The organism is Segatella hominis, from assembly GCF_004535825.1.
Taxonomy (GTDB): domain Bacteria; phylum Bacteroidota; class Bacteroidia; order Bacteroidales; family Bacteroidaceae; genus Prevotella; species Prevotella hominis.
This window is the reverse complement of record NZ_SGVY01000075.1, coordinates 1-12,355: the sequence shown is the minus strand read 5'-3', so window position 1 is coordinate 12,355 and position 12,355 is coordinate 1. Positions and strand designations below refer to the sequence as shown.

Here is a 12,355-nt window from a genome sequence, read left to right as displayed (position 1 = left end):
ACTCCTGGGCGAGGAATATTTCCTAGCTCATTAACTAAATTTTTGGAGAAATCCTTGCATATCTCAAGAATTTTTACGAAATTTGCATACAAGTTGTGCATAGCGTGAAATATATAACTTTATAATTGGACACTACAAAGTTACTAAAAATCAACGAGATGCACAACTTTTTCTCCATAAAAATATACTAATTTTCAGGCGGTTTTTTAATTCCGCCAACAGGTTTTTATATACTCTTTTTTTTATGACTTACCGCGCGAAAATATATAAAAGATTGATAATCAGAGGGAGACATCCAAATTGGAGGGTAGTGTCTCCAATGCATAAAAATAAAGTTGAAAAGTAGGTGTCACCGTCACCTCCATTTAATTTTGTAATGTTTTATTCCTTTTGAGTAATCCTGCTAAATCATGAGAACATTAAAGCAGTTCTGTTAAAGTCTGCTAATGAACCTTAAAGAAATCGCGATATATCGCAGAACACATGGCTTAGTTGTTTTTTACTACCTTTGCAGCCAAAATAAATAAAACAGCGAAAAGATGAAAAAAGAAATGACTTGTTTGAAAAGAACAAATGACTTGTTTGAAAAGAACAAATGACTTGTTTACGATAGGGAAACGACTTATTGAGAGGTTGGAAATGTCTTATTTAGCACTCGTAAATGACTTGTTTACCACCTGTAAATGACTTGTTTACCAGTGCCAAATGACATAGTTAGAAACAGAAAGGGAAATATTTGAATTTATGCTTGGCTAATTCAGATTTTCTTTGTAATTTAGCAGCGCAAAACGTAAAGCACGTGGAAATATGGCAAAAATAGTAAATTTCTATCCTGTAGGAATACAGACATTCTCGAATATCCGAGAGGGCAATTATCTCTATGTAGATAAGACCAAATACATCGTTGATTTTCGAGAGAAAAAAATGAAGTACGTCTTTCTGAGTCGCCCAAGACGATTCGGAAAATCTCTTTTTGCCTCTACCCTTCAAGCTTATTTTGAGGGAAGGAAAGAACTTTTCGAAGGATTAGCTATTGCAGATTATGAGAAGGAATGGATCAAGCATCCAGTGCTTCATTTTGATCTGAGCGGTGCCAAACACATGAGCGTGGAGCAATTGGAAAGATATTTGGCTGATATGCTTGAAGAGCAGGAAACTCGCTGGGGATACAAGACACATCAGGTGGATGCAAATCTCCGTTTGAAAGATCTAGTGAAGAAGGCATACGAGCAGACAGGCGAAAAGGTGGTGGTCATTATAGATGAATATGACGCCCCATTGCTGGATGTGGTGCATGAGAAAGATAATCTTAGTCAGTTGCGTCGCATCATGCAGAATTTCTATAGTCCTCTTAAGATGCTCGACCCTTACTTAGAGTTCACCTTCATCACGGGTATCACGAAGTTCTCGCAACTTAGCATTTTCAGCGAACTCAACAACCTTGACAATATCAGTATGTTCGACCAGTACTCAGCTATCTGTGGTATCAGTAAGACGGAACTTATTACGCAGATGAAACCTGATATTGAGGCATTGGGCGATGATCTTGGCATGACGTATGAGGAATGTCTGACAGAGTTGACACGATTCTATGATGGTTATCATTTCAGCAAGAAATCTGAGGATGTCTTCAATCCATTCAGCTTGGTAAAAGCATTGAATGCACGCGACATTGCTCCATATTGGTTTGGTTCTGGTACGCCAACTTATCTCATTAAAACATTGCAGAAGTATCATGTCAATGTAATGGATATTGAGAAAAAGTCATGTGATGTAGATGACTTTGATGTTTCACCAGAAATGATGACTTCTGCACTTCCGCTGCTTTATCAGAGTGGTTATCTCACCATCAAGAAGTATAACCCTATATTGCACCGCTATACTTTGGAGTATCCTAACAGGGAGGTTAAGATTGGTATGCTCAAGAGTCTTTCACCCAACTATCTTTCCCCTATATCTCTGGATAACAACAGTCTGGTAGGTGATTTTTTGGAAAAGCTTTATGATGCAGATGTAGAAGGAGCAATGGTTCGCCTAAAGGCGTATCTTGCCAGCATTTCCAATCGCCTGAGCAATAAGAACGAACGTGATTTTCAGACGGTATTCTATCTTATCTTCAACCTGATGGGTGCCCACATGAAAGTAGAAGAGGATAGTGCAATTGGCAGAGCAGATGCTGTGGTGTATATGCCTGATGCCGTATATGTTTTCGAGCTAAAGTATGATGGCTCTGCAGAGGAAGCTATCAGGCAGATAGATGAAAAGGGATATCTGATTCCTTATTCCGCCGATGGCAAGCGCTTGTTTAAAATAGGCGTAAATTTCGATAGCAATCAGCGAACGATTAGTGATTGGATTATCAAGGAAGAATAAATCGAGACCAGGATTACCGGGATTATGCGAATTATTTCTCGGATTTGGTATTTTCGTTATATTTGAACTGGCATTCAAACAGTTACAATCATGGCATAAGGCTTATACCGGTCCTGCCATCCAGATGCGTATCTACGACCGCAGTATAGAATTGTGGAATTATGGATTGTTGCCAAAAGAGTTGACTCCTGCAGCTTTGTTGCAGAAGCATTCTTCTTATCCTCGTAACCATAATATTGCTAATGTTTTTTACAAAGCAGGCTTTGTGGAGTCATGGGGGCGTGGTTTCAAGAAGATTGCCGAGGAGTTTGAACGTGCCAGCTTGCCATTGCCAACGATAGAAGAAAATGGAGGTGGCGTGATGGCGATTATTCAGCGCAAAACGATAGATGAAGTTATCGCAGAACGTGGCGGGGATGTCGGTGTAAATGTCGGAGACATGTCGGAAACAATGTCGGTAACGCAACGTACCATAGAACGTGACTTATCTGTATTACAAAAAGCGGGAATAATTAGACATGAAGGAAGAGCGAATGCCGGTGTTTGGGTGATACTCGAACAAGGAAATACGAATTCTTAATAGTGTTAAATATGAAGCAGAATAATAATGAACAAATCGTCTTCGAGATGTTCGAAGAGGTTGCAACCGAAAGCATCGCTGAAGCTCGGAATGCATACACCTATGAAGAAATTGATGGGTGCTATCAGGAGGCGAAAGAGATTGCCAAGGCTACAAAAGAAGTTTTAAAGACTTTTATTGGTTGATATTTTTGGAGAGTAAAACGTTCTATACTCTAACTATATACCCAAATACATCAAAATTCACAAAATCAAATTATTCTAAGGCTTGTTGTCTGCACTCCTGCACTTCTAATGTATTGAACTGAGGAATGAAAGAAATGCGGATGACGATTCTACTTTATTATCTCATAGGATAACATATTTCTGATTTTGAAGAGGTAAACATGCAAACAAATAGGCAAACAAACAAGAATATAATATTTTTTGTCCACTATTCTTAGAATGTTGATAAGTGACAGACACTTTTAAAAAAGATGAAAACAGAAATGACTGTTTGAGAAAGGACAAATGGCTTTTTTGTTTTTTTAAATCTAATTTTCCCATGCTTTAGCAAAAATGCATTATCTTTGCAAGAACTAAAAAAATTATCGAGATGAAACAGATAGAGAGTTTGATGGGATGGCTCATCGCATTCATCATCAGCGGTCTGATGCTGACGGGATGCACAGAAAAAGCAAAGAAGACAGAAAAGAAATCCGTAAAGGTAGAAACGCTCTCCGTGGGAGATACCAACCTGGAGGGCACGAAGGATTATGTGGGAACCATTGAGGAAAAGATGGGTTCTACACTCAGTTTCGAAATCGCAGGCAACATCACTTCCATCCGTGTGGATGAGGGAGATAGAGTCAGCAAGGGTCAACTGCTCGCTACCATCAATCCTACCACTGTGAAGGAGGCACACCGCGCAACGCTCACTACTCTGAAACAAGCAGAAGATGCATACAGAAGATTCCAACCCCTCCATCAGTCTGGAACTATCTCGGACATGAAATGGGTGGAGATAGAAAGCAAATTGGAACAGGCAAAAGCTGCCGAAAGTATCGCCCGACAACAACTCTCCCACTCTACCATCACTGCCCCCTTTGCGGGTGTCATCGCTGCTAAAAACGTGGATATGGGAACCTACGTGCTTCCAGGGCAACCCGTGCTGAAACTGGCAGATGTCAAACAAGTCAACGCCAAAGTCTCTATACCAGAAGCAGAAATTTCACACCTCCATGTAGGAGACAATGTAAAATTGACGGTTGCAGCCCTTGGAGGGGCCGTCTTCTATGGCACGATTTCTGAAAAGGGCATAGATGCCAACCCTATCTCACATACTTACGATATCAAAGTGGGCATCACCAACCCACAGGGCCGACTGCTCCCAGGCATGGTCTGCAATGCTCAGATACAGGGCAGTTCTGCAGCATCATCCAAAATCATCGTTCCCCCACAATGCATTGAACTCGACGTAGATAATTCTCGATTCGTATGGACCGTAGTGAACGGAAAGGCGCATCAGCAACCTGTCGTTACAGGCGAATTCGAGGGAGATGGCATCATCATTCTATCGGGTTTAAACACTGGTGATCAAGTCATCATCAATGGTCAGCAGAAAGTTTCTGAAGGGATGAAAGTAGATACCAGAAAGAATGAAAAACGATAAAAAGTGGAGGGAAAAGAAATGAATCCAGATACATATAAGCCAAAGAAGGACACCGCCCTTCACGACCACATCAAGGCTCGCATCACCAGAAAGCCCAACCGCATCATCAAGCGCTCATTCATAGAGTCGGCCATGTGCAACCACAACATCGTGATCCTGCTCATGGGGATGCTTGTCTTCTTGGGCATACTGGGCATCTGCATCATGCCAAAGCAGGAAATGCCACAATTCACCATTCGTCAAGGTGCCTGCGTGGCTGTTTATCCGGGTGCCACATCCGATGAAGTGGAAGAACGGGTGGCTAAACCGTTGGAGAATTTTATTTTCGGATACAAGGAGGTGAACAAGAAGAAGACTTATACACAGAGCAAAGACGGCATGCTGATTGTGTTCCTGGAACTCAACGATGACGTGGAGGACCGCGATGCCTTCTGGAGCAAGTTCAAACATGGACTGCAAGCCTTCAAAACTTCCCTGCCATCAGGGGTTCTCGCCCTGCAAGCCGTGGATGATATCGCCGACACCTCTGCCCTGCTTATCACGATGGAGAGCAAACAGAAAACCTATCGGGAACTGAATACTTACATCGACCAACTGAAGGACAGACTGCGTCGTATCGATGCCATCTCCAACCTCCGCACCTACGGACTGCAGAACGAGCAAATTAGTATCTGTCTGGATCAGAATAAGTTAGCAAAATATGGCATTGGATCCTACAAGGTACTGAATGATCTTGCCTTGCAAGGTTTCACTACCGTAAGCGGCAATTTGGAACTGAGCCAGCTCAATATGCCCATCCACATCACCGACTCCTACAACAACGAACGGGATGTGGCAGAACAAATTGTCTATTCCGACCCGAAAGGCAACATCGTCAGACTGAAAGATATTGCTCAAATCAAAAGAGAATATCCCAAGCTGAACAAATACATCGAGAGCAACGGCAACAAATGCGTACTCCTATCCATCGAGATGCGACCGGGCAATGATATCGTGAAAATGGGAAGAGACGTACATCAGGCAATGGATGAATTTGAGCAGACATTGCCCGATGATGTTCACATCAATACCATCACCGACCAGAGCAGGGTGGTAAGCGAATCTGTGATTACCTTCCTCCGTGAACTGCTCATATCGGTCATCTCCGTCATCATCGTGGTCATCCTGCTAATGCCACGCCGTGTGGCAGAGGTTTCAGCTCTCAGCATCCCTATCACCATCTTCTCGTCAGTGGGCATCTTCTATATTTTCGGCATGGAACTGAACACCGTTACTCTGGCTGCTTTGATTGTAACCTTAGGTATGGTGGTGGATGATTCTGTGGTGATTATCGACAATTACATGGAGAAGTTGGGACATGGTATGTCTCGCTGGCACGCAGCCATCGCTGCCCCTCGCGAATTCTTCATGTCGGTGCTTTCAGCCACGCTCAGCATCTCGCTCACCTTCTTTCCATTCCTCTTTACCATGCATGGCGATATGGGCGATTTCGTACAGTCGTTCCCTTGGGCAATGTTCATCATCCTGAGTATCTCGCTCACAGTTTCGCTGCTGCTTACACCCTATCTGCAGTATATGGTAATTCATCAGGGCATCAACAGTCAACCCAATCCAAATGCCCGGAAAAAGCCGCTCGACTATCTGCAGATGGGCTACACCTGGTTGCTGAAACACTGTTTCTCATTCCCTCGCACCACCCTCATCACAGGATTGGCATTGATCATCATCGGAGGCTTTATCTTCGTGAACCTGCCGCAGCGAATGATGCCTATTGCCGAGAGAAACCAGTTTGCTGTGGAGTTCTATCTCCCTAACGGAACCACCGCCGAGAAGACGGCACAGGTGGCAGACTCGATGGCCCACATCCTGCAGCGCGACCCACAAGTAACAGCCGTAACCACATTTATAGGACAAGGCTCACCTCGTTTTCATACCACGTATGCGCCTCAGATTGGCGGACCGAACTTTGCACAGTTTATCGTAAATACAGTTAACAACAGCGCTACAGAAGAAGTGCTCGACCGATATGCCGACCGATATGCCAACTATTTTCCTGACTGCTATATCCGTTTCAAACAGATGGATTACAATAACGCCACCTATCCTATCGAAGTAAGGGTGAGCGGCGACAGTATCAGGGATCTGAAGGCAGCAGCCAAGAAAATAGCAGCCTGCATGCATCAGATAGAAGGCATCAATCTGATTCGCACCAATTACGAAGAACCATTGCCGGGCATCAGAGTAACTCCTGACGCAACCGAGGCCAACCGACTGGGCGTGAACAAGACGCTTCTTTCGGCCGATCTTGCCATACACTTTGGCGATGGCATTCCAATATCCACCCTTTGGGAGGGCGATTATCCGGTAAAGATGGTATTGAAATCGCAGAATGATAGTGATCTTGCCAACGAATACATCCCTGTGATGGGAGGAACCTCGAGTGTTCCTCTCCGGCAGCTGGCAAAGATTTCACCCGATTGGCACGATGGAAGCATCGTACGCAGAAACGGCGTGCGCACCATTTCCATCATCGGTGAACCATTGAGAGGATTCAATGCCAACAAATTAGCCAACAAACTGAAGGAGGAAGTATCGGATCTCTCGCTCGATCCCGACCTTCATTGGGAAATAGGCGGTATGGCAGAGAAGGATGCCGAGACCTTGCCACAAGTTACCTCTGGCGTGATGATAGCAGCACTGATCATCTTCTTCATCCTGCTCTTCCATTTCAAGCGCATCAGTCTGGCTCTGGTAAATCTCTCATCCATGACGCTCTGTATTTTCGGTGCTGCTATAGGACTCCTGATAACAGGATTCGACGTGAGTCTTACCTGCATCTTGGGTGTAGTAAGCCTGATGGGTATTCTGGTGAGAAATGGCATCATCATGTTAGACTATGCCGAAGAACTGCGCCGCGACAAGGGACTTTCCGTAAAAGATGCAGCTTTCCAGGCTGGCGAACGCCGTATGCGTCCTATCTTCCTCACATCAGCCGCAGCCTCTGTAGGTGTTTTGCCGATGATGATAGAGAACAATACATTGTGGTCGCCGATGGGAGCCGTCATTTTCTTCGGAACCCTCATCTCAATGGTGCTCATCGCCACCATTCTGCCTGTACTCTACTGGATTGTATTCGACAAGCACGGGGAGTATAGTTGGAGAAAGAAAGGGAGTAGCTGCATAGAACGCAATAAAAAAACGATGTAACTATGCTCCGTCATTAATTAATTTAAGAGAATAAATAACATCAATATTATGATTATTGAAGAAATTATCAAGTATAACGAACAGTTCGTAGCCAACAAGGGTTACGAGAAGTATTTAACCAGCAAGTACCCAGACAAGAAACTTGCCATTTTATCTTGTATGGATACCAGACTGACAGCACTCCTGCCAGCAGCACTCGGACTGAAAAATGGTGATGCTAAACTCATCAAGAATGCAGGCGGACTGGTCATCAGCCCATTTGACTCGGCCATGCGCAGCCTCCTGGTTGCCATTTATGAATTAGGAGTAAAGGAAATCATGGTCATCGCCCATTCCAACTGTGGTGCCTGCCACATGAACGGACAACAGATGAAGGAACTCATGATCAAGAGAGGAATCCATCAGGATGTCATTGATACTATCGGACTTTGCGGTATCGACCTTGATCATTGGCTGGAAGGTTTTCACGATACAGAGGATTCTGTCAGAAATACAGTCAACACCATTCGTAACCACCCTCTCGTTCCCAAGGATGTCAATCTGCATGGTTATATCATCGACTCTCAGACAGGAAAATTGACTGAAGTAAAATAATTTTTTAAGAAAAAAGCTATCAATATGCTTCATACGAAGCAGGAATGGCATTATAATGACAGGAAAAGAAAATATCTAAAAACTATTATAATAAAATGAGGACGTACCAAACATTACGTTTTGATACATCCTCATTTTTTCTATAATTCAGCCTTCAAAGAATCAAGTTTTTCAAGCATCTCCTCAGCATTCAGAGTAGAAAAAGCAATTTTTCCTTCTGGATCTATGAGATAAGATGTTGGAATCCATGAGATATGATAATCTTTAGATATCTGAGTTTCTTTCCATTTCTTGAATTCAGAATACTGCAACCATGAATACTGATTGGCAGAAAGATAACCATTCATCTTCGCCTTGTCTGTATCAAATGAAACACCGATAAGCTTGATTTTCTTTCCATATTTTTCATCTATCTTCTTCACGGTAGGCATATCCTTACGGCAATCAGGACACCAGGAAGCCCAGAAATCGAGAACCACCCAAACTCCAGCCTTCACCTTACCATCAGCTGTAACTTGAGTGCGCAATTCAGAAAGGCTGAACAATTTCTTCCCCGTCACGCTATCTGTAACTGTAAAATCTGGTGCCATTGTACCCACAGCCAACAGCTCCTGCTTGGTTTGTGCCTTACAAACCATAGATACTATCAAAGACAAGAATAATAAAAACTTTCTCATATCTCAATACATTAATTATATTTATACCTTACCAGAAAGTTACCACGCCTCCAACTGATCTGCGATTTCCGGCATCATATCCTTTTTGAAAACAGGATTCTTTCCCTCTTTCTTCTGCTTGCGATAATCCTGAAGCAAGAAAACCGCCTGACGGGAAAGCAAGACGATGGCTACCAGATTGCACAGGGTGAGCAACGCCATCGTGATGTCGGCAAAACTCCAGGCAAAATCAAGCGAGACAACGGCTCCTATCATTACCATCGCAGCCACAGCAAGACGATAGATGAAGACTCCTAACTTGGAATCCTTGATATATCTCACATTGGTTTCACCATAATAATAATTGCCAATGATACTACTAAAAGCAAAAAGCCATATCATCACAGCCACAAAAGGATTTCCAATACTACCGATTTCATGGGTCAAGGCATCTTGCGTCAGTTGAATACCATTAGAAGCCGTAACGTCCACACCACTTACCAGGATGATGAATGCCGTGCAGGAACAAACTACCAGCGTATCCGTAAAGACGCCAAGAGCCTGTATCAATCCCTGTTTTACCGGATGGCTCACGGTAGCAACAGCCGCCGCATTTGGCGCACTACCCTCACCAGCCTCATTGCTGAACAAACCTCTCTTAATGCCCTGAATCACGGTAATACCTAACATACCTCCAGCAGCCTGATTGAATCCGAAAGCATTTTCTATAATAGTCAGCAAAACCTTTGGCAGACTGGTTATATTCCAAATGACCACACCAACGGCTATCAGCAGATAGACTATAGCCATGAGAGGAACCACTGTAGAAGAGAATTTTGCCACACGCTGGATTCCACCGAAAATGATAAGCAGAGTGAGTACAGTGAGAACAATACCCATAGTAGCAGGTTCAAAACCGAAAGCCTTCTGCCATGCCAGACAGATGGTATTGCTCTGCACGGAATTGTAGGCAAAACCGAAAGTGATGATCATCAAAACGGCAAAGAGAATTCCCATCCATCCCTTTCCTAATCCATACTTCATATAATAGGCAGGACCGCCATAAAAAGAAGTCTTTCCCTTTCGCTTATAGAGTTGGGCAAGCGTAGATTCGATAAAAGCCGAAGCCGAACCCAACAAAGCAAGCATCCACATCCAGAACACAGCTCCTGGTCCACCAATGCTGATGGCAGTAGCCACGCCAGCTAAATTTCCTGTACCTATACGACTGGCGAGTGCCACCACAAAGGCCTGGAAAGAAGAGATATGCTTCATCTCCCCATCCACCTTCACGTCCATAGAAAGTTCGTCATGTCCTATTTCTTCAGGTTGCACCTTATCTGGATGAAGCAACAACCTCACCATCTCCTTAATAAGACGGAACTGTACAAATCGGGTACGCCACGTAAAAAATACCGCACAGAAGATCAGGACAGAAATAATAATATACGACCAGAGAAAATCGCTAACCTGAATAAAAATGTTTTGTATTGATTCTACCATTTTACTAAAAAAGTGAATATTTTTCTATTTAACTGCAAAATTACAATTTTTCTTTCTAATAAAAACCTTTTTGCAATAGAATTCAACTAAAAAAGATAAAATCTACTAAATAACCAACATTTAAAATGTTTTTGAATATAATAGTTCCTCAGCAATGTGTGCAGATAACATGATAATTGACAAGTACAATACTTGTAATAAAAACTACTTATCAAACTACCTTTTTATGTAGAAATTTTGGTAAATCCATTTTTTTTGTTTAACTTTGCCTGAGATTTAAATGTGCAAACAATTTTGCTTGCAAAGAAGATAGCAGGAGAAGCTATTTAAATGAAAAAAAGTATAATTTTGAAGAAGGAGAAAAGAAATGATAGATCGTTGCTATATCGAAATAACAAACACTTGTAATCTTAATTGTGATTTCTGTCCAAAACATCAGAGGAAGAAAAGACAATTGACCGCAGAGGAATTTGACCTTCTCACAGATAAAGTAAGTGGGAAGGTTTGTTTTCTGTATTTCCATCTCATGGGCGAACCATTACTTCACCCTCTCCTACCACAATTTATTCAGACAGCCAGAGCCAAAGGATTTAAGACAGTACTTACATCTAATGGCACCTTACTGGAAAGAGCGATGAATCTACTCGATACCTTACCCCACAAAATACAATTATCTCTCCATTCCCACGAAAGTAATGCAAAGGGAGAATTATCAACCTATATGGATCAGGTAATGCAATTCTCCACCCAAGCTGCACAAAAAGGTACCTGTATCGTACTTCGTCTCTGGAATCAAGGAGGAAAAGACAAAGAAAACGAAATGGTCATGGAATATATAGAAAAATATGTACCCAAACCATGGAAGGAGCGCCCAGATGGTTTCAGACTTTGCGACAATCTCTATTTAGAATTTGACAGAAAGTTTGAATGGCCAGATACAGAGAAAAAAGAGTCTGAAAATCCAGAAGTTTTCTGCAAAGCATTATTCAAGCAGATAGGAATTCTATCTGATGGAAGTCTAGTACCATGTTGTTTAGACCACAATGGCGACATCATTCTCGGCAATCTTTTCCATCAATCCCTGGAAGAAATCCTCTCATCCGCCAGAGCGCAGGCCATGATAGAAGGCTTCAAACATCATACTGCCACAGAATCTCTCTGCAGAAATTGTGAATCCGCCTTAGTCCGCAACAGTTTCAGGGGCAAAAAGCGTTCATAAAAAATCTGCGTCATCCTCCCAGACCGACAGGTCTAAAATCTGCGAAATAAAGAAATGACAGAAAAAAAGAAGAAATGACACCGAAAAGAAGAGAACCAGAGAAAATCCATGTAAATCCATGAGAAAAATAATGAATGAAAAAAATCTGTGTGAATCCGTGAAATCTGTGGGACTAAATAATCAATGAGAGAAAATCTGTGTAAATCTGTGAAATCTGTGGGACTAAAATAATCAATGAGAAAAATCTGTGTAAATCTGTGAAATCTGTGGGACTAAAATAATCAATGAGAAAAAATCTGCGTCATCTGCGAAATCTGCGTGACAAAAACAATAGAAGCCCATTTCGGGCGCGAGCCATTGGCCAGCGGCCAAATATCTGCGGAAATCCGTGAGTAATCCGATAAGCAAGATTGCCATCCGATTCATCAGTGAAATCCGATGAAGAAAAACAAAAAAGCCTCAGAAATCTTTCGAAATCTGAGGCTCTTCATTGAAAGGAGGCGGCGACCTACTCTCCCGCATTGCATTGCAGTACCATCGGCGCAAGTGGGCTTAACTTCTCTGTTCGGAATG

9 protein-coding genes, 1 rRNA gene and 1 pseudogene are annotated in these 12,355 nt (G+C 42.6%); 7 read left to right on the top strand and 4 right to left on the bottom strand.

Annotated features, from left to right (window positions below; all coding sequences use genetic code 11):
* A pseudogene (locus EXN75_RS18385) lies at positions 1–178 on the bottom strand (IS982 family transposase); the annotation flags it as partial.
* 629 nt (positions 179–807) lie between these two features.
* Here EXN75_RS18385 and EXN75_RS16125 point away from each other — a divergent pair.
* The 6 genes from EXN75_RS16125 (at position 808) to EXN75_RS16105 (ending at position 8,404) form a co-directional block, all read left to right on the top strand.
* Positions 808–2,373, top strand: a complete 1,566-nt coding sequence (locus tag EXN75_RS16125) for an ATP-binding protein (protein ID WP_022110475.1) — start codon at positions 808–810, stop codon at positions 2,371–2,373.
* A complete protein-coding gene (locus EXN75_RS16120; protein WP_134844600.1) occupies positions 2,348–2,953 on the top strand; it encodes an ATP-binding protein in 606 nt (201 codons plus the stop codon). The genes EXN75_RS16125 and EXN75_RS16120 overlap by 26 nt, the downstream gene beginning before the upstream one ends.
* Before the next feature lie 11 nt (positions 2,954–2,964).
* Positions 2,965–3,138 (top strand): hypothetical protein, encoded by a 174-nt coding sequence (locus EXN75_RS17885; protein ID WP_158570201.1) that lies wholly within the window; start codon positions 2,965–2,967, stop codon positions 3,136–3,138.
* Between the two features lie 409 nt (positions 3,139–3,547).
* Positions 3,548–4,603 (top strand): efflux RND transporter periplasmic adaptor subunit, encoded by a 1,056-nt coding sequence (locus EXN75_RS16115; RefSeq protein WP_118120093.1) that lies wholly within the window; start codon positions 3,548–3,550, stop codon positions 4,601–4,603.
* An 18-nt stretch (positions 4,604–4,621) separates the two neighbouring features.
* Positions 4,622–7,810: an efflux RND transporter permease subunit gene (locus EXN75_RS16110; RefSeq protein ID WP_134844599.1), complete on the top strand. Its 3,189-nt coding sequence runs from the start codon at positions 4,622–4,624 to the stop codon at positions 7,808–7,810.
* 51 nt (positions 7,811–7,861) lie between these two features.
* Complete coding sequence (locus EXN75_RS16105) at positions 7,862–8,404, top strand: beta-class carbonic anhydrase (protein WP_167639563.1); 543 nt, start codon at positions 7,862–7,864, stop codon at positions 8,402–8,404.
* A gap of 140 nt (positions 8,405–8,544) precedes the next feature.
* Here EXN75_RS16105 and EXN75_RS16100 read toward each other — a convergent pair whose 3' ends face one another.
* Both EXN75_RS16100 and EXN75_RS16095 read right to left on the bottom strand, forming a co-directional pair.
* Positions 8,545–9,081, bottom strand: coding sequence for a TlpA family protein disulfide reductase (locus tag EXN75_RS16100; RefSeq protein ID WP_134844597.1), 537 nt, complete (start codon positions 9,079–9,081; stop codon positions 8,545–8,547).
* 39 nt (positions 9,082–9,120) lie between these two features.
* Positions 9,121–10,563, bottom strand: coding sequence for an alanine/glycine:cation symporter family protein (locus tag EXN75_RS16095; protein ID WP_134844596.1), 1,443 nt, complete (start codon positions 10,561–10,563; stop codon positions 9,121–9,123).
* Between the two features lie 367 nt (positions 10,564–10,930).
* Between EXN75_RS16095 and EXN75_RS16090 the strand changes: the two genes are divergently transcribed.
* Positions 10,931–11,782 (top strand): radical SAM/SPASM domain-containing protein, encoded by an 852-nt coding sequence (locus EXN75_RS16090; protein ID WP_118120553.1) that lies wholly within the window; start codon positions 10,931–10,933, stop codon positions 11,780–11,782.
* Between the two features lie 495 nt (positions 11,783–12,277).
* On the opposite strand, the gene rrf is transcribed toward EXN75_RS16090, so the two are convergent.
* Positions 12,278–12,355: ribosomal RNA gene (rrf, locus tag EXN75_RS18745) — 5S ribosomal RNA — on the bottom strand; the annotation flags it as partial.